This window comes from Bacillus sp. 1A, from assembly GCF_052682215.1.
This window is the reverse complement of record NZ_JBQYLZ010000001.1, coordinates 1202643-1219926: the sequence shown is the minus strand read 5'-3', so window position 1 is coordinate 1219926 and position 17284 is coordinate 1202643. Positions and strand designations below refer to the sequence as shown.

The following is a 17284-nucleotide window of genomic DNA, read 5'->3' as shown; positions in this document are numbered from 1 at the left end:
ATGAAAAAATCTTTGAAACAAAAAATAGTAAGCTCTTTGCTTGCTGTATCACTCGCTGTTAGCTTAGCTCCAATTGGACAAGCCAAAGCTGATTCCACGTCAGAAATCACACAGACTTCACCTATCACAAAACAAGTTGATGCAAGCCGCGCCATCGAACACATCCGTTTCTTATCCGAAACAATTGGTCCTCGCCCTGGTGGGACAAAATCAGAAGAATGGGCTTCTCGCTACGTTGGTATGCAGCTTAAATCAATGGGCTATGAAGTAGAATATCAACCATTTCAAGTGCCGGATCAATACGTTGGATTTATTGAATCACCATTATCCACAAAACGTAATTGGCAAGCCGGCGCTGCCCCTAACGCACTAATTTCTACAGAAGCTGTTACAGCTCCTCTTATCTTTGTTCAAGGTGGAACAAAATTAGAGGATATCCCAAATGAAGTAAACGGAAAAATTGTTCTATTTGAAAGAGGAACAACAGTTGCAGACTATAATAAACAAGTTGAAAATGCTGTTAGCAAAGGAGCAAAAGGTGTCCTTTTATACAGTTTAATTGGCGGACGCGGAAATTATGGACAAACCTTCAATCCCCGCCTAACGAAAAAGCAGTCTATCCCTGTCTTTGGTCTTGCTTATGCACAAGGAAATGCATTTAAAGAGGAAATCGCTAAAAAAGGGACCACTCTTCTTTCTCTAAAAGCGAGACATGAATCTAACTTAACATCACTTAATGTCATCGCTAAAAAGAAACCAAAAAACAGCACAGGTAATGAAAAAGCTGTCGTTGTAAGTTCGCACTATGATAGTGTCGTTGGAGCACCTGGAGCAAATGATAATGCTTCTGGTACAGGATTAGTATTAGAACTAGCTCGTGCTTTTCAAAATGTAGAAACTGATAAAGAAATTCGTTTTATTGCTTTTGGTTCTGAAGAGACTGGCTTACTTGGCTCCGATTATTACGTTAATAGTCTATCCCAAAAAGAACGCGATCGAATTTTAGGTGTCTTTAACGCAGACATGGTTGCAACAAATTACGATAAAGCAAAGAATTTATATGCTATGACGCCTAACGGTTCTCCAAACCTTGTAACAGACGCAGCCTTACAAGCAGGTAAACAATTAAATAATGACCTCGTACTGCAAGGGAAATTCGGCTCCAGTGATCACGTGCCATTTGCTGAAGTTGGTATTCCTGCCGCCCTATTTATTTGGATGGGTGTCGATAGTTGGAATCCATTAATCTATCATATTGAGAAGGTATACCATACACCTCAAGATAATGTGTTAGAAAACATTTCGCCTGAACGTATGAAAATGGCATTAGAAGTTATCGGGACAGGAGTTTATAATACACTTCAAAAATCTGTTGCTCAAACTGAACAGAAAGCTGCTTAATCATTTAAAAGACCACTGATTTTTTGAAGTGACCCCTGTCAAGTAGACAGTCTTTAAAAAGCACAATTAAGCAACCTGAGTTCTATATTTATATGGACTCAGGTTATTTAATTTCTTTTGAAATCTTTGATAATTATAAAAGTACATATATTTGCGCACGGCAACTTTCACCTCATCAGCCTTACGGAAAGAGTATAAATGGAAACACTCTGACTTGAAATGACTAAAGAAGTTTTCTATACAAGCATTGTCCCAACAATTTCCCTTTCGTGACATGCTTGCCTTCATTTGATATTTTTTTAGTAATTGGTTATATTGTCGAGATGTATATTGAAACCCTTGATCACTGTGTAAAAGAATTCCTTTTGCATTTCGTTTTTTTCTTGCCTTTTTCAGGGTATCTAACACAAGCTTCAAGTCGTTTCTACGGCTGATTTCATAGGCGACAATTTCATGATTGTATAGATCTTTAATCGCGGATAAATATAGTCTCTGTCCATTGAAAATTAAGTAAGTAATGTCTGTTACCCATTTCTCATTCGGTTTGGAAGCTTGAAAATCTCTGTTTAGATGGTTATCTGAAATCACATAGGCTTCTTTCTTTCCGTAATAAGGACGTTTTCTCCTAATAACGGATCTGATACCTAATTCCTTCATAAGTCTCTGTACTCGTTTATGATTAATATGAAGATTATAGGTGATTTTCAACCAAACTTGTATTCTTCTGTAGCCATAAATTCCTTTCAGTTTTTTATAGCACGTTACAATCTTTTTCTTGATTTCAGCATCCTCCAATTGTTTTTCAGAAGGTGCTGAATACCGCTTTACCCATTTGTAATATCCACCTCTGGTTACACCAGCAATCTCGCATAACATGATAACCGTGTGCCCTGTGTTTATCATCTCATGGATAATTTCAAATTTTTTCGTTTTGGATACAGCTTCCATTCCTCCTTTTACATCTTTAAGAGCTTTTTTAGCATTTCATTTTCCGCTTCTAATCGTTTTATCTTTGCTTCTGGATCTTCTGGCTTCGTTCTTGGTCTGCCTAAACCGGATCCTTTCGCTTTACCACGTTTTTCTTCTAGCCCTTTGATTCCTTCGGCTTCAAAGTATTTCACCCAACGCCTTACGACCGAGTGATCAATTCCTAATTCCTTGGCAACAGTTTTATAGCCCATTCCTTCTTTTATATATAAATCTACTGCTTTCTTCTTGAATTCCATATCATAAGTTACTCGAATTTTACCCATAGAAAAATCCCCTCCATAGTAAACAGATTAATGTGCTTTCTTTTTTCTGTCTACTATAAGGGGATCATATCATTTATCGGTGGTCTTTTATTGAGAAAATATATATATGCATAAAAGCATATTTCCTCCTGCCCATTATCCTATACAATATTAAGTGTAACAAAAATGATTACAACTAATAAGGAGGCTTTTTCTACTATGAAAAAAATGATTTTAGCTAGTGCTTTAACTTTAGCAGGAATTACTGGAGCTACCGCTTTTATTCCTGAAACAAAAGTCGCTGCTGCCACTCAAGAACAAAGTTTTACAAAATTTTATTCTTTACAAACTGGAAGTAGTTCTGAACAAGAACCTATTTTCCTTCAAAAAGGACAGGAACTAACAATTCAACCTAACAGTAAAACTCCTAGTTACAGTGTTTATGACTCAAGTCATAACCTTATTGGGCGCTATTCTGATGGTTACGGCCGAATTTTCACTGCAAAAACAGATGGAAATATGTATGTTCAATTTCATGCACCTTTCGTTTACTATAGTCCTGTTAGCTTTTCCGTTACGTATACAATCCAATAAAGTGAAACTTTAATCAGTGGGGGTTTTCTTCATCCCCCACTGATTATTAGTTGAACCAATCGGGCTTTTATGAGCAGCCCGACCCCCAACTAAATTATTTGCTTTCGCTGAATTTTGAGGTGGGGGTCTTACTGCCCATTAAAGCGGGATAAAATAAAGGGCCTTTCTCAAGGTCCTTTATTTTATTTCCCAATTCACTTTTACAAAACCATCTTTCACCATTACACCACTTATATTAAATACATACTTTTCATTTGCCTTTAATGTAGCTTTGAAAGTACCTTTTTTCGATTCACAGATCTCTTTTAACTCTCTTATACCTTCTCCTTGTCTTTCATACAAGCTAAAGCATAAATTCCCACGTTTTGCATCTGTCTCATAAGAAAATGTTACTTCTGTATCTTTTGCATACTCTAGTTCAATATCTTTCCCAGCAATATCCCATGATGAGAATTTTGCCTCGTAGCTGGTCTCCCCTTTCTTCTCATTTTCTAAATATATATCACCAGCTCTCCACATATCATCTAACGTTTGGACGAAAGCAAAGCCGCTCAGTAATACAAACATTGCACTTGCAAATATGACAACTAATGTTATCTTTTGTTTTTTCATAGCCTTCATCGTATGTTCTCCTTCTATTTTCTTGTTACTTCTTCGTATCATATATAACAAAACTCCAATAAAAAATGGCAATACAATCGATATAACACTCCACCACTTACTTATCCCACGCGTTTTCGCATCTGTATACACCCATGATGCTACACATACTAAAAGTGCTATAAAAGTTAAAAGCATTGTAATCCCAGCTATCTCAAATACTACAAATGGATTAGCGAACTCTATCATGTAATTTATACTCCTTCTTTAAAAATGACTGTATGACAACATATATAGGAACGTATAGATGCATCATAATCACACTTGCTATCAACATAGGGACTTTATGATTCAAATGAGTGACAAACTGCTCCATAACAATTGTTAATAAAATAATCCAAATCGCATGAATACAAATAACCCATCTCTTCTCTAATTTTCGAGCATTTCGTACGCTCTGTTTCGTATTATTTATCAGCTCTTCGCTTGGAATCATGTCTTCAGCTAAGCTGCTCCTTATCTTCTGATCAAACTTATCTTCCGTCATAAACGAACCCCTCCAAATGTTCCCGCATTTGCTTCTTCGCATAATTAAGGCGGTATTTCACCGTACCAATCGGTATATTTAATATTTCGCTCATTTCTTTATAAGAGTATTGTTCATAATAGTAGAGTACGAGCACGGTTTTATATTTTTCATTCAATAGCTGTATAACTTCCCGTATCATTTCCGCTTCCACTTTTTGAATAAATTCTTCTGATATATTCACTTCATCTGCGAAATCGATTTCTCCACCATCCTCTTTATGAAACAAATCCAATACGCGATCTTTCCACCTTTTCTTCTTACGATAAAAGTCATAAAACGTATGAACACAAATTGTAGTAATCCATTTTTTATAATTTTCCACGTAAGAAAGCTGGTGCCTAGAGGAAAAAACTTTTATCCAAGTCTCTTGAAAAATGTCTTCTGCATCTTCTTTCGTTTTTGCTAATTTATAGCATAAGGAATATATTTGCTGCTTATATATATCAATTAATTCTTCTACCTTTTCTTCCATCTTAAACCTCCTGTCATTTATATAAGACGACGCAAATTCTCCTTTTGTTTGATAAAATTTTATTTTTTTATTATCTCCATACAAAAAGGCAATCACAACATCGTGTGATTGCCTTTTACTAAAAACGAAAAATCGGTTAGAATACTCGGTGGCTTCGCGCCTTCCTATTCTGAACGAGCCGCTTCCACTTTTTTTTATTGTCCAGCTCTGCCTCCTAGCCCCTTCTGTCTAAGAACCTTCCCCACAAGAAGATAAAAAGCATCTTCTGTGGGAAAGAACCTTAGCCTTCGGGGCTAAACAGTCGGCTCCGCTTTTCTTTATTACATTTTTTCTGGTGCAGATACTCCTACGATTGCTAATGCATTTTGAAGTGTAGTGCGTACTGCTTTCATTAACTCATAGCGAGCTTTACTTAATTCTAAGTTATCTTGGTTTAATACTTTTTCTGCATTGTAGAAGCTGTGTAATGCTGCTGCTAATTCAAATGCATAGCTTGTAATGCGGTGTGGCAGACGTTTTTGCGCTGCATCCGCAACTACAGCTGGGAATTCACCAAGTTTTTTCAGTAACTCTACTTCTTTCTCCGAAGTAACAAGCTTGTAATTCACGTCTCCGCCTGCAGCTAGTCCTAACTCTTCACCTTGACGAAGGATACTGCATACGCGAGCATGAGCATACTGTGCATAGTATACTGGGTTTTCATTAGATTTTGATACAGCTAAGTCCATATCGAAGTCTAAATGAGAATCACCGCTACGCATTGCGAAGAAGTAACGCATTGCGTCCACACCTACTTCTTCCATAAGCTCACGAAGTGTAACTGCTTTACCTGTACGCTTACTCATCTTCATTTTTTCACCATTTTGGTACAGTTGTACCATTTGGATGATTTCTACTTCAAGTGTTTCTTTATCGTAACCTAGCGCTTGAATAGCAGCTTTCATACGAGGAATGTAACCGTGGTGGTCAGCACCCCAAATGTTGATTAACTTATCGAAACCACGCTCTAATTTATCACGATGGTAAGCGATATCTGGCGTTAAGTATGTGTAAGAACCGTCGTTTTTAATTAATACACGGTTTTTGTCGTCACCGTAAGTCATAGAACGGAACCAAGTTGCACCGCCTTCTTCAAAGATCTCGTCACGCTCTTTTAATACTGCAAGTGCAGCATCGATTTTTCCGTTTTTGTATAATGATGTTTCTGAGAACCATACATCAAACTTAACACGGAAGCTTTCTAAGTCTTTTTGAAGTTTTGCTAACTCATATTTTAAACCGTATGAACGATAGAACTCATAGCTTTCTTCAGCATCAGCTTTTGCATAACGATCGCCAAACTCTTCAGCTAAACGCTTACCGATTCCAATGATGTCCGCACCATGGTATCCGTCTTCTGGCATTTCTTTCTCTAGGCCTAAAGCTTGCATGTAACGAGCTTCAACAGAAAGAGCTAAGTTATGAATTTGGTTACCAGCGTCATTAATGTAGTACTCACGAGATACATCGTATCCTGCTTTTGCTAATACGTTACATAAAGTGTCACCTACTGCCGCACCACGTGCATGTCCTAAGTGAAGGTCACCTGTTGGGTTCGCAGATACGAACTCAATTTGTACTTTTTCACCTTTACCAGTATTCGTTTCACCGTAAGCTTCGCCAGCGTTAACGATTGTTGGGATTAAGTCTGTTAAGTAGCTATTATCCATGTAGAAGTTAATGAAACCAGGTCCTGCGATTTCAATTTTTTCAATAGAAGCTTTTGCTTTATCGAAGTTTGCAACTAATTCTTCTGCAATCATACGAGGTGCTTTTTTCGCAACGCGTGCAAGTTGCATTGCCATATTTGTAGAGAAGTCACCATTTGTTTTATCTTTTGGAGATTCTAATACAACGTTTGGAATCTGTTCTTCTGTCGCTAATTCTGCCTTTAATACAGCAGCTTGAATTTCTTCTTTAATCAATCCTTTTACTTGTTCTAAAGAATTCATTATTTTGCCTCCTTCAAATTAAGTGTAATTGTATATCTGCCAGCTTCTTGTTCACTTAGAAGCAATGCGTACGTTAAGAAGAGTTGTCCTTTTTTCTTTTCATCCGACCATTTAAAAAGAACGTTATCAGTCTTTGTTTGCAATGCAAACGTACCAAGTTCACTCGTGTACGTACCAGTTGTCCATTCACCTTTCACATGCGTTTGACGCATTGAAACAGCACCTGAACGCATAATGAGAACTTGTTCATCTTGAATTTTAATAATTGTTTTCACTTCGCCTTGTTCGTTCGGCTCTTGGAATGTTACATATGTACCTTGACCTTTTACATAGTATTGACCATTTGCTTCAAAAGCAACGGTTTCCTTCCTCGCCCCTTCACGGATTTCTGTTACGAAATGAACGTGTACCGGCAAGCCTGCAAGTTGTTTCTCCACGTCTTGCACACCTTTCAAATGTTATAGATATTAAATACTACTTATAATAAATCACTTTTCCTATCATATCAAAAAAAACCTCTGTCTGTCTGCTGAAAAATCAGGAAAACTCCATTTCAAAAAATAATTCACTTTCACTTTATTTCATATGATACAATGTTTTTTAAATCTAAATATTCTTTCATTTAAAGAGGTGAGTTATGTGCTACCGACAAAATTAAAAAAGGGTGATGAAATTAGAGTTATTTCACCATCTTGTAGCTTAAGTATTGTCTCAACTGAAAACAGAAAGCTTGCTGTAAAAAGATTAACTGACATGGGCTTTCAAGTTACATTCTCAACATATGCTGATGAGATAGATCGATTTGCTTCCTCTTCTATTTCTTCACGTGTTCAAGACCTCCACGAGGCATTTAGAGACCCTAATGTAAAAGCCATTTTGACAACACTTGGCGGATACAACTCTAATGGTTTATTGAAACATCTCGATTATGATTTAATTCGAGAAAACTCGAAATTTTTCTGTGGCTATTCTGATATTACCGCTTTAAATAATGCAATTTACACAAAAACTGGACTTATTACATTTTCAGGACCCCATTTCTCTTCATTTGGAATGGAGAAAGGTCTCGAATATACGACTGATTACTTTTTACAATGCTTAACTTCTAATAAGCCTATTGAAGTCTTGCCATCTGAAACGTGGAGCGATGATTCTTGGTATATAGATCAGGAAAATCGAGAATTCATTACAAATGAAGGTTATATTTCGATTCATGAAGGCGAAGCAACTGGAGAGATTATCGGTGGTAATATGAGTACATTGAATTTACTACAAGGTACACCATATATGCCAAACTTACAGGGGAAAATATTATTTCTTGAGGAGGATAGTTTAACTGGAAAAGCTACCCTTAACACTTTTGATCGTTATTTACATTCTCTTATGCAGCAACCTGACTTTGAACATGTAAAAGGCATCGTTATAGGAAAGATGCAAAAAGGTGCAGAATGTACGATAGAAGACATTCAAGAAATGATTGCTTCAAAGCCTGAACTTGCACATATCCCCATCATTGCAAACGCAAGTTTCGGGCATACAACCCCGATTTTCACTTTCCCAATTGGTGGACGTGCAAAAATCATTTCCAATAAAGAGAATTCAGCTATCACCATTTTAACGCACTAAAAAAGGAGCGAACGATTCGCTCCTTTTACGGTTTTTCTATTTTTTCCAACGCTTTTTGCGGAATTGATTCTTTTGGGATTTCAGCCCATCCTTTTCCTTGCATACCTTTTGCATAAATTTTTATAAACGCCCCCGTATGCAATTCACGGTTCATCATTCTTTTCACAACTTGTAACTTTCCGTCTTCTGTATACCCTTTAAATGTATACAAGTATTCACCGTCTTTTTTCTCACCTTTATTTATAACCGCATAATAATCTTGTATTTCTTTATTTGAAAAGAAGTTGTCTACAAAAGCATGCACACCTTCTGTTTTCGTGTTTAAATAGTACGCTGTTCCACCTAAAATAATGGCGAATACAGCTAAAACTTTAATTACCAATTTCATACATGCGCCTCCTGTTTGCACTTCTTTCTCACTAATCTTATGTCTATACCTGTATTATACGGAAAAAGGCATACTATACTCTATTGAAAAGTCTTACACTTTCCTTACATTATTGTAAGGGTTTTTCAACTTATAGCAATTTCCCAATAAAAAATTTTTCCGTTTCATGAATTTTTATATTATTATTGAATGATACAAATTTTTATTACAAAAATCAAAGGAGACAGTTTTCAAATGGCTATCTTGCAAGGTTTAGCACTATTACTTGTTGTACTTTGTCTATTTACACTTTTTAGTTACCGTGCTCCTTACGGAATGAAAGCAATGGGTGCTTTAGCTAATGCAGCAATCGCAAGTTTTCTTATTGAAGCATTTCATCGTTATATCGGTGGAGAGATGTTTCATAATGACTTTTTACAATCAGTAGGAGAAGCTTCTGGTAGTATGAGCGGTGTCGCAGCGGCAATTTTAGTCGCACTAGCAATCGGTGTTTCACCCGTATATGCTGTTTTAATCGGTATCGCTACTAGCGGATTCGGTATTTTACCAGGATTTTTCGCTGGATACGTTTGCGCTTTCGTCGTGAAATTTCTCGAAAAGAAATTACCGGCTGGTGTAGAGTTTTTAGCAATTTTATTTATTGCCGCACCAATCTCACGCGGAATGGCCATGCTTATGGATCCGCTCGTGAACGCAACGCTCGGTAAAATCGGTTCTATGATTTCAGTTGCAACTACAGAAAGTCCTATCATTATGGGTATTATGCTTGGTGGATTAATAACAGTTATTTCTACCTCTCCATTAAGTTCTATGGCACTAACTGCAATGCTAGGATTAACAGGTTTACCAATGGCAATTGGTAGTCTTGCCGTAGCAGCCTCAGCCCCAATGAACTTTATTTTCTTTAAACGACTAAAAATTTGTTCAAAGAAAGACACAATCGCTGTAGCAATCGAGCCTTTAACACAAGCCGATGTTGTTTCAGCAAATCCAATTCCAATTTATGCGACAAACTTCGTTGGCGGTGCGCTTGCTGGTATTATTACATCTCTGTTCCAGCTCGTTAATAATGCGCCAGGAACAGCATCACCAATTCCAGGGCTTCTCGTCTTGTTTGGATTTAATGACGTTATAAAAGTAACGATCGCTGCTGTACTATGTGGAATCGTTACCACTATTGTCGGATACATCGGATCAATCGTATTCCGCAAATATCCAATTCGTTCTGCTGATGAAATTCGCGGCATTACTTCGGAAGAAAAAGTTGCATAAGAAAAAGAGCTATTCTCATTGTTTGAGAGTAGCTCTTTTTCTTGTCGTGTAACGGTAAATGAAATTATATCAGCAATTTTTTTAATATATCGACTTACCGACACATAACGATAAAATAAGAGCTCCCTATTCATATAGGAGGCTCTTATTTTATCTAGCTACATCGGCTGAATGATCGGTGACTTCGCTTCTTCCTTTGAGGTAAAAAGTACCTTTTGCAGGAAGGAACCTTAGTCACCGGGTCTAAACAGCCGGCTTCACTTTTATTTTATCCAACTACAGCGGCTAGAATGATCGGTGGCTTCGCTTCTTCCTTCGAGGCAAAAAGCGCCTCTACGTCTGAAGCTCCATCCCCCTCACATTCTAAACGAGCCACTTCCGCTTTTATTTCACCCAACCGAGCAGCATTTCCCGCACGAATTTGCTTGCTGCGACTGGTGTTTGATCACTATGGTCGTAGACAGGAGCTACTTCTACTAAGTCTGCTCCAACTACATTTATATTTGAATTTGCAATTGCCACGATGGAATCTAATAATTCTTTAGATGTGATACCTCCAGCTTCTAACGTTCCTGTTCCTGGGGCATGAGCTGGGTCTAATACGTCAATGTCGATTGTGACATAAACTGGGCGTCCTGCAAGCTTCGGTAATACTTCTTTTAACGGTTCTAATACGTCAAATTTATATAAGTTCATACCTACTTCTTTTGCCCATTCGAATTCTTCCTTCATTCCAGAACGAATACCGAAAGAATATACGTTTTCCGGACCAATTAAATCGCACACTTTACGAATAGGTGTAGAGTGGGATAAAGGCTCCCCTTCATACGATTCACGTAAATCAGTATGGGCATCCATATGGATGATTGCTAAATCCGGATATTTTTTTGCCATTGCCTTAAAAATTGGCCAAGACACTAAGTGCTCACCGCCGAGACCTAGTGGAAACTTATCGGCATCTAAAAGTTTTGATACATACTCTTCAATCATGTCTATGCTACGCTGTGGATTTCCAAATGGTAATGGAATATCACCCGCATCAAAATATTTTACCTCTTCTAGTTCACGATCTAAATATGGGCTATATTCTTCAAGACCGATTGACACTTCACGAATACGTGCAGGGCCAAAACGAGAACCTGGACGGTAGCTTACTGTCCAATCCATTGGCATCCCGTAAATAACTGCCTCTGACTCTTCAAAACTTGGATGACTTTTAATAAATACTTTACCTGAATAAGCTTCATCAAAACGCATACTCTTTTCCTCCTTGTGTGGAACTTAAGGTATCCCAACCTTTCATTATTTCTCAAATTTGGAGCCTATAACTCCTCTTTCTCGATTTACCTGTGCCTTCTTCTTACAAGAAGACTACTTCATTTGTAGCAGTGTAAGTAACTAGCATGTTCAAGCCTTCTAGACAAACACCTTAAATGAGTCACTTACACTTTATTTATTTCAATTTAACGCTCTTACTTAATTAAATCGCCAACAAATTTCGGTAATGCGAATGCTGCATTGTGTAATTCTTTTGTGTAGTATTTCGTTTCGATTTCGTGGAAACGCTCTTCACTCACTTCTAATGGATCATGTTTTTTAGATCCAATTGTGAACGTCCAAAGACCACTTGGGTAAGTTGGAATGTTCGCTGTGTATAAACGAGTAATTGGGAAGATCTCCTTTACGTCTTTAAACACAGTTGTAATTAGTTCTGGTGTGAACCAAGGGTTGTCCGTTTGTGCAACGAAAATACCATCTTCTTTTAACGCTTTAGAGATTCCAGCGTAGAAGCCTTTTGTAAATAGATTTACTGCTGGTCCTACTGGCTCAGTAGAATCTACCATAATTACGTCATATTCATTTTCGCTTTCTGCAATGTGTAGGAAACCGTCTCCTACTTTTACTTCTACACGCTCATTATCTAGTGCGCCTGCAATTGATGGTAAGTATTGTTTAGAGTACTCAATTACTTTTCCATCGATTTCAACAAGAGTTGCTTTCTTTACGCTTGGGTGTTTTAACACTTCACGAATAACACCGCCATCGCCACCACCTACAACTAATACGTTTTCAGGGTTTGGATGTGTAAATAAAGGTACGTGCGCTACCATTTCATGATAAACGAACTCATCTTTTTCTGTTGTCATAACCATGCCATCTAAAATAAGCATGTTTCCGAACTCTTCCGTTTCAACCATATCAAGTTTTTGGAATTCTGTTTGCTCCGTATGTAATGTGCGGTTAATACGCGCCGTAATCCCAAAATGTTTTGTTTGTTTTTCAGTGAACCATAGTTCCATCGTACAATCACGCCTTTCAATGCAAATTTATAATAGGGACATCATTAATGTCCCCTAACAAAAATAAAACAAAACATCCAAAAAGTATAGTTAAAAGTACAAAAATACCGAAAATATATTTTAGTCAGAGGGTTCTAACATATGTACGAAAAGGGATTGCCCTGTAATAGGAAAGAAAACCCTTTCTTAAGAAAGGGCTTTTGTCTCTACTTCTACCGGTTTTCGAACCGGAATTAAAATCATTACACAACCGACTAACACAACAATTCCACCTACTAAAAACGGACTTTGCGGTGAAACAGTGTGGCCGATGATTCCTGATAAGATGGGAGCAATCGCGCCGCCTAACCAACGAACAAAGTTGTAAACACCTGATGTAACAGATCTTTCATAAGGTGAAATATCCATTACATAACTTGTAAATAATGCATTATTTAATCCAGATGCTAATCCCGATAGAACAATTAATACAATTTGTAACCACATAACTTTCACGAAGAATAGTGCGATTAAGAAAAGCGCAAATACGAGTAAACTACCTTTCAACAATGCTTTCGGTTCATATTTCCCTTCTAGCTTATGGGCCAAAATTGCAGAACCGTAAGCTAACGCTAATCCCCATCCGCAAAATACAAACCCTAATTGAATAGCAGATAAATGCATAACAAGTGGTGAATATGCTAGCACAACGAAAAATCCGTAGTAGTATAACATTCCTGAAATCGCACCTTGCATAAACGGTTTATATTTCACCAGGTTAAGTAATTCCCCTACGCCTGCCGCTTTACGTTTCACTTTTCGCTCCGGTTCTTTTACAAAAAAGAAAACTAAAATAAATGCTAAGAAAATTAAAATACTCGTCGCAAAAAATGGGTAACGCCAAGAATGTCCACCTAATATCCCGCCTAATAACGGTCCGCCTGCCATCCCTAAACCGATAGCTGCTTCATATAGTCCTACTGCTTCATGAACTTCTTTACTTAATGCAATCAATAATGTCATCGCCGTTGCGAAGAACATCGCATTTCCTAATCCCCACCCCGCGCGGAAAATAGATAATTGGGCAATCGTTTGCGATATACCGCATATAAACGCAAATACAGTTACAATCGCAAGACCGATCGTCATCATTCGTTTATCACCAAATCTTGATGCGAATATTCCAGCTGGTAACATCATAATTGCCATCGTTAAAATATATGCTGTAAATAACATCTCTACTTGCCAATGCGATGCACCAATTTGCTCAGCAATACTTGGTAAGATTGGGTCGACTACCCCTATACCCGAAAAGGCAAGGAAGGTAGCCACCACTGTAATCAATCTCCCTAATTTTTGTTTGCTCTCCATTTTGATCATTCTCCTTTTGTACTCTCTAAAAATGTCGCTGCACGATGTAGGCTATCTTCGAGTTCCGCCTTTACACGCTGCATTTGCTCCATTTTCTCGTCTAGCGTTTGCACTTGTTTTTCAAGCATCTCTTTAATTTCTTGAATCACTTCGCGGTCACGAGGATTCTCACTATTTCTTCTTTGCTCCATTCTTTCTTTTAACGATAAAAAATGTTGCATTTCTTGAAGTGTAATCCCTAATACTTCTTTCGCTTCTACAATCCTTTTAATTCTAGCGATGTCCTCGTCCGTATACAGGCGAATGTTCCCCTCACTACGTTCAGGGGGATGAATTAAACCAATTTCCTCATAATAACGAAGTGTACGTTTTGTTAAACCAACTTGCTTTGTGACTTCATCAATTTTATACATGTTTATTCCTCCCTTCACTCGATTATTACATTTTACGTTAACGTTAACTTTTGTGCAACTGTTAGACTTTTGTAAATGTTTATCCCATTCAATTGTATTTTTCCAAAAGCAGTTTCATAATGAAAGAAAAGAAACGATAAGGAGATTTCCGTATGAATAAACCACTTATTTTCGCCCACCGCGGGGTAAAAGGAACACATCCAGAAAATACGATGATTGCCTTCCAAGAAGCAGAACGCATTGGTGCCCACGGAATTGAGCTTGATGTCCACCTATCAAAAGATGGTGAACTTGTCGTGATTCACGATGAAACAGTAGATCGCACAACAAATGGCATAGGTCTTGTTTCTGAAAAAACGGTAGCGGAATTACAAGCTTTAGATGCTGGTAGCCATAAAGAACCTTCTTTCCATGAAGCAAAAATCCCAACGTTACGTGAAGTATTCATTTGGTTATCTACGACAAATTTACAGCTCAATATTGAGTTAAAAACAGATGTTATCCACTATCCAACTATTGAAGAAAAAGCTGTTGCTCTCGTTCGTGAATACCATCTATCTAATCAAATTGTATTCTCATCATTTAACCACGACTCTGTTTCATTATTAGCAGAAATAGCTCCTGAAATCCCGAGAGCAATTTTATATGACACACCACTTGCTGATCCGATTGCTGAAGCAAAAAATAGAAACGCAACTGGTTTACACCCAAACTTTCAATTATTAACAAAAGAATTTGTCCAATTTGCACAAAATCAAGGGTACGTTTTCCGCCCTTATACGATTAACGAATACAAAGATTTACAAACTATGATTGACTATGGCGTAGATGTCATTATTACCGATTGGCCAGCACGTGCCCTTGAGCTCCTTTCTTAATTGAAGGAGCTTTTTGTTTTCGAAATTTCATTGTTTAAAATAACCGAAAACCCTCAATACTAATACAATAATGTTTGTATTAGTATTGAGGGGCTGAAAAAGATGGATCAAACTATGAATCCGAAACTTAAAAAATATAAACGTCTTTTCTTCACCGTAATGTTTTCTTCTGTTCTTTTTTTCGTTTTTTCCTTTTTTGTTATTATTATAGTTGCAAAAATTATGGGACCTCCTCCTGTTGCTGTCCCACAAACGAGTGTCTTTTATGCTAATGATGACACTGTTATCGGACAAAGTAATGAAATGCAAAAACGTTACAATGTATCTCTCAATGAAATCTCTCCTTATGTAAAAGAGGCGACACTATCTATCGAAGATCAACGATTCTACAAACATCATGGCTTTGATATGAAACGTATTGCTGGTGCTATTGTTGCCGATTTAAAAGCGATGGCAAAGGTCCAAGGTGCTAGTACGATTACACAACAGTATGCTCGTAACCTATACTTAGATCATGATAAAACGTGGAAACGTAAACTATTAGAAGCGATGTACACAATTCGCCTTGAAGTGAACTATAATAAAAATCATATTTTAGAAGGATATTTAAATACAATTTATTACGGGCATGGTGCTTACGGAATCGAAGCTGCGTCTCGTCTATATTTCGATAAAACAGCAAAAGAATTAACATTAGCGGAAGCTAGTATGCTCGCAGGTATCCCGAAAGGACCTAGTGTCTACTCTCCCTTTTTAAAAGAGGATCGTGCGAAAGGACGACAATCTCTCATATTAGACGAAATGGTAGAACAAGGTTACATTACGAAGAAACAAGCAACGTCAGCAAAGAAAGAGCCACTAACTTTTTCCTCATTAGATACAAAAAAAGTTGCAGAGATTGCACCTTATTTCCAAGATGCTGTACAAGCTTCTCTTCTTCGTGATATCGGATTAGATGAACAAGCCTTACAAAAGGGTGGTTTGCGTATTTATACAACGCTAGACCCTAAATTACAATCGGTCGCAGAGCAAGCTGTAAAAGATCACATACCTGACACAACAAACATACAAACTGCGCTCGTCTCTATGAATCCAAAAACAGGTGAAGTAGCTGCCCTTGTTGGTGGAACTGATTATAATACGAGTCAATTTAACAGGGCTACACAGGCCGCTCGACAGCCTGGATCTACGTTTAAGCCATTCCTGTATTATGCGGCATTAGAACGAGGATTCACCCCCGCTACGCGCTTAAAAAGCGAATACACTGTGTTCACTTTAGGTGACGGTGTTTCAAAGTATAAACCGAAAAACTATAAAGACTATTATGCAGACGATTTTGTAACAATGGCGCAAGCTCTTGCGGTCTCTGATAACGTATATGCCGTGAAGACCAATTTATTTTTAGGCGAAGACATTCTTACAAAAACAGCGAAGCAATTCGGTATTACTACCGCATTAAAAGATGTTCCGTCTCTCGCTCTCGGTACATCTCCTGTAAAACCAATTGAAATGGTTAACGCTTATAGCATGTTCGCAAACGGCGGAAAAGAAGTAAAACCGATGTTTATTCGCCGCATTTTGGACCAGGAAGGAAACATGCTATACGATGCTCATTTGGAGAGTAAACAAGTTCTCGATAAAAGCAAAGCGTTTGTAATGGAAGAAATGATGACAGGTATGTTTAATAAAAACCTAAGTAGTTATGCCGCTGTAACCGGCCAATCAATGTTATCAAAGCTATCAAGAACATATGCAGGAAAGTCTGGTTCTACAGAAACAGATAGTTGGATGATAGGGTTTACCCCGCAACTTGTAACTGGTGTGTGGGTTGGATACGATCAACCTAAATCGATTTCAAACGTAGCAGAACAAGGATATGCGAAAAAAATATGGACCGATACGATGGAAAAAGGCTTAGATGGACAACCTCAAAAAGAGTTTAAACAACCAAGTGACGTCGTTGCAGTCGATATTAACCCTGAAAACGGAAAAATCGCTACAAAAAATTGTCCCATTTCAGTGAAAATGTATTTCGCAAAAGGTACAGAACCGACTGAATATTGTATGGATCATGTTGATGATAAAGAAGAATTTGAAAAGACAACTGAAGAAAAGAAGAAAACAAGTTGGTGGAAAAAATATCTTCCTTGGTAAAAAAAATAGCTGACGGGTATCCGT

The 17284-nt window shown here is 37.6% G+C and carries 18 protein-coding genes; 6 read left to right on the top strand and 12 right to left on the bottom strand.

The window, feature by feature from the left end:
* Positions 1-1401: a M28 family metallopeptidase gene (locus ACUN0F_RS06140; protein ID WP_000749138.1), complete on the top strand. Its 1401-nt coding sequence runs from the start codon at positions 1-3 to the stop codon at positions 1399-1401.
* A 66-nt stretch (positions 1402-1467) separates the two neighbouring features.
* Here the strand turns inward: ACUN0F_RS06140 and ACUN0F_RS06135 are convergent, their stop codons facing one another.
* Both ACUN0F_RS06135 and ACUN0F_RS06130 read right to left on the bottom strand, forming a co-directional pair.
* Entirely contained in the window at positions 1468-2349 is an 882-nt protein-coding gene (locus ACUN0F_RS06135) for an IS3 family transposase (RefSeq protein WP_445539081.1), read from the bottom strand.
* 8 nt (positions 2350-2357) lie between these two features.
* Positions 2358-2654, bottom strand: coding sequence for a transposase (locus ACUN0F_RS06130; RefSeq protein WP_445539080.1), 297 nt, complete (start codon positions 2652-2654; stop codon positions 2358-2360).
* A gap of 198 nt (positions 2655-2852) precedes the next feature.
* Between ACUN0F_RS06130 and ACUN0F_RS06125 the strand changes: the two genes are divergently transcribed.
* Positions 2853-3227, top strand: a complete 375-nt coding sequence (locus ACUN0F_RS06125; RefSeq protein ID WP_000738236.1) for a hypothetical protein — start codon at positions 2853-2855, stop codon at positions 3225-3227.
* A 177-nt stretch (positions 3228-3404) separates the two neighbouring features.
* On the opposite strand, the gene ACUN0F_RS06120 is transcribed toward ACUN0F_RS06125, so the two are convergent.
* The 5 genes from ACUN0F_RS06120 to ACUN0F_RS06100 all read right to left on the bottom strand — a co-directional run bounded on the left by ACUN0F_RS06120 (position 3405) and on the right by ACUN0F_RS06100 (position 7316).
* Positions 3405-4076 (bottom strand): anti-sigma factor, encoded by a 672-nt coding sequence (locus ACUN0F_RS06120; protein ID WP_327972689.1) that lies wholly within the window; start codon positions 4074-4076, stop codon positions 3405-3407.
* Positions 4060-4374 carry a hypothetical protein gene (locus tag ACUN0F_RS06115; RefSeq protein ID WP_000133818.1) on the bottom strand — a complete coding sequence of 105 codons (315 nt, stop codon included), beginning with the start codon at positions 4372-4374 and terminating at the stop codon, positions 4060-4062. The genes ACUN0F_RS06120 and ACUN0F_RS06115 overlap by 17 nt, the downstream gene beginning before the upstream one ends.
* Positions 4361-4888: an RNA polymerase sigma factor gene (locus ACUN0F_RS06110; protein WP_445539250.1), complete on the bottom strand. Its 528-nt coding sequence runs from the start codon at positions 4886-4888 to the stop codon at positions 4361-4363. Before ACUN0F_RS06110 ends, ACUN0F_RS06115 begins: the two co-directional genes overlap by 14 nt.
* 320 nt (positions 4889-5208) lie before the next feature.
* The gene (gene argS, locus ACUN0F_RS06105; protein WP_001086442.1) at positions 5209-6879 is read right to left on the bottom strand and encodes an arginine--tRNA ligase; all 1671 of its coding nucleotides are present in this window, start codon (positions 6877-6879) and stop codon (positions 5209-5211) included.
* Positions 6879-7316 carry a DUF1934 domain-containing protein gene (locus ACUN0F_RS06100; protein WP_000414868.1) on the bottom strand — a complete coding sequence of 146 codons (438 nt, stop codon included), beginning with the start codon at positions 7314-7316 and terminating at the stop codon, positions 6879-6881. Before ACUN0F_RS06100 ends, argS begins: the two co-directional genes overlap by 1 nt.
* A 202-nt stretch (positions 7317-7518) precedes the next feature.
* On the opposite strand from ACUN0F_RS06100, the gene ACUN0F_RS06095 reads away from it, so the two are divergent.
* On the top strand, positions 7519-8505 hold the full coding sequence (locus tag ACUN0F_RS06095) for a S66 family peptidase (RefSeq protein ID WP_264461386.1): 987 nt from the start codon (positions 7519-7521) through the stop codon (positions 8503-8505).
* Between the two features lie 25 nt (positions 8506-8530).
* Here ACUN0F_RS06095 and ACUN0F_RS06090 read toward each other — a convergent pair whose 3' ends face one another.
* Positions 8531-8893: a YxeA family protein gene (locus ACUN0F_RS06090; RefSeq protein WP_000779928.1), complete on the bottom strand. Its 363-nt coding sequence runs from the start codon at positions 8891-8893 to the stop codon at positions 8531-8533.
* A gap of 234 nt (positions 8894-9127) precedes the next feature.
* Between ACUN0F_RS06090 and ACUN0F_RS06085 the strand changes: the two genes are divergently transcribed.
* Positions 9128-10165, top strand: coding sequence for a PTS sugar transporter subunit IIC (locus ACUN0F_RS06085; RefSeq protein WP_046958568.1), 1038 nt, complete (start codon positions 9128-9130; stop codon positions 10163-10165).
* A 384-nt stretch (positions 10166-10549) separates the two neighbouring features.
* Here ACUN0F_RS06085 and speB read toward each other — a convergent pair whose 3' ends face one another.
* The 4 genes from speB to ACUN0F_RS06065 form a co-directional block, all read right to left on the bottom strand.
* The gene (gene speB, locus ACUN0F_RS06080) at positions 10550-11422 is read right to left on the bottom strand and encodes an agmatinase (protein WP_001209823.1); all 873 of its coding nucleotides are present in this window, start codon (positions 11420-11422) and stop codon (positions 10550-10552) included.
* A gap of 215 nt (positions 11423-11637) precedes the next feature.
* Positions 11638-12465, bottom strand: a complete 828-nt coding sequence (gene speE, locus ACUN0F_RS06075; protein WP_000424696.1) for a polyamine aminopropyltransferase — start codon at positions 12463-12465, stop codon at positions 11638-11640.
* A gap of 186 nt (positions 12466-12651) precedes the next feature.
* Positions 12652-13815 carry an MFS transporter gene (locus ACUN0F_RS06070; RefSeq protein ID WP_000444246.1) on the bottom strand — a complete coding sequence of 388 codons (1164 nt, stop codon included), beginning with the start codon at positions 13813-13815 and terminating at the stop codon, positions 12652-12654.
* A gap of 5 nt (positions 13816-13820) precedes the next feature.
* Positions 13821-14228, bottom strand: a complete 408-nt coding sequence (locus ACUN0F_RS06065; protein ID WP_000276564.1) for a MerR family transcriptional regulator — start codon at positions 14226-14228, stop codon at positions 13821-13823.
* Between the two features lie 152 nt (positions 14229-14380).
* On the opposite strand from ACUN0F_RS06065, the gene ACUN0F_RS06060 reads away from it, so the two are divergent.
* Together ACUN0F_RS06060 and ACUN0F_RS06055 are read left to right on the top strand one after the other, a co-directional pair.
* Entirely contained in the window at positions 14381-15106 is a 726-nt protein-coding gene (locus tag ACUN0F_RS06060) for a glycerophosphodiester phosphodiesterase (RefSeq protein WP_001039759.1), read from the top strand.
* Positions 15107-15208: 102 nt separating this feature from the next.
* A complete protein-coding gene (locus ACUN0F_RS06055; protein WP_445539249.1) occupies positions 15209-17260 on the top strand; it encodes a transglycosylase domain-containing protein in 2052 nt (683 codons plus the stop codon).
* Positions 17261-17284 lie beyond the last annotated feature (24 nt).

What these genes read in the sequence shown, in the direction of transcription:
- argS (WP_001086442.1), bottom strand. Translation starts at nt 6,879, where the DNA reads ATGAATTCTTTAGAACAAGTAAAAGGATTGATTAAAGAAGAAATTCAA.
- ACUN0F_RS06090 (WP_000779928.1), bottom strand. Translation starts at nt 8,893, where the DNA reads ATGAAATTGGTAATTAAAGTTTTAGCTGTATTCGCCATTATTTTAGGT.
- ACUN0F_RS06125 (WP_000738236.1), top strand. Translation starts at nt 2,853, where the DNA reads ATGAAAAAAATGATTTTAGCTAGTGCTTTAACTTTAGCAGGAATTACT.
- ACUN0F_RS06065 (WP_000276564.1), bottom strand. Translation starts at nt 14,228, where the DNA reads ATGTATAAAATTGATGAAGTCACAAAGCAAGTTGGTTTAACAAAACGT.
- ACUN0F_RS06060 (WP_001039759.1), top strand. Translation starts at nt 14,381, where the DNA reads ATGAATAAACCACTTATTTTCGCCCACCGCGGGGTAAAAGGAACACAT.
- speE (WP_000424696.1), bottom strand. Translation starts at nt 12,465, where the DNA reads ATGGAACTATGGTTCACTGAAAAACAAACAAAACATTTTGGGATTACG.
- speB (WP_001209823.1), bottom strand. Translation starts at nt 11,422, where the DNA reads ATGCGTTTTGATGAAGCTTATTCAGGTAAAGTATTTATTAAAAGTCAT.
- ACUN0F_RS06135 (WP_445539081.1), bottom strand. Translation starts at nt 2,349, where the DNA reads ATGGAAGCTGTATCCAAAACGAAAAAATTTGAAATTATCCATGAGATG.
- ACUN0F_RS06130 (WP_445539080.1), bottom strand. Translation starts at nt 2,654, where the DNA reads ATGGGTAAAATTCGAGTAACTTATGATATGGAATTCAAGAAGAAAGCA.
- ACUN0F_RS06070 (WP_000444246.1), bottom strand. Translation starts at nt 13,815, where the DNA reads ATGGAGAGCAAACAAAAATTAGGGAGATTGATTACAGTGGTGGCTACC.
- ACUN0F_RS06140 (WP_000749138.1), top strand. Translation starts at nt 1, where the DNA reads ATGAAAAAATCTTTGAAACAAAAAATAGTAAGCTCTTTGCTTGCTGTA.
- ACUN0F_RS06055 (WP_445539249.1), top strand. Translation starts at nt 15,209, where the DNA reads ATGGATCAAACTATGAATCCGAAACTTAAAAAATATAAACGTCTTTTC.
- ACUN0F_RS06110 (WP_445539250.1), bottom strand. Translation starts at nt 4,888, where the DNA reads ATGGAAGAAAAGGTAGAAGAATTAATTGATATATATAAGCAGCAAATA.
- ACUN0F_RS06115 (WP_000133818.1), bottom strand. Translation starts at nt 4,374, where the DNA reads ATGACGGAAGATAAGTTTGATCAGAAGATAAGGAGCAGCTTAGCTGAA.
- ACUN0F_RS06120 (WP_327972689.1), bottom strand. Translation starts at nt 4,076, where the DNA reads ATGATAGAGTTCGCTAATCCATTTGTAGTATTTGAGATAGCTGGGATT.
- ACUN0F_RS06085 (WP_046958568.1), top strand. Translation starts at nt 9,128, where the DNA reads ATGGCTATCTTGCAAGGTTTAGCACTATTACTTGTTGTACTTTGTCTA.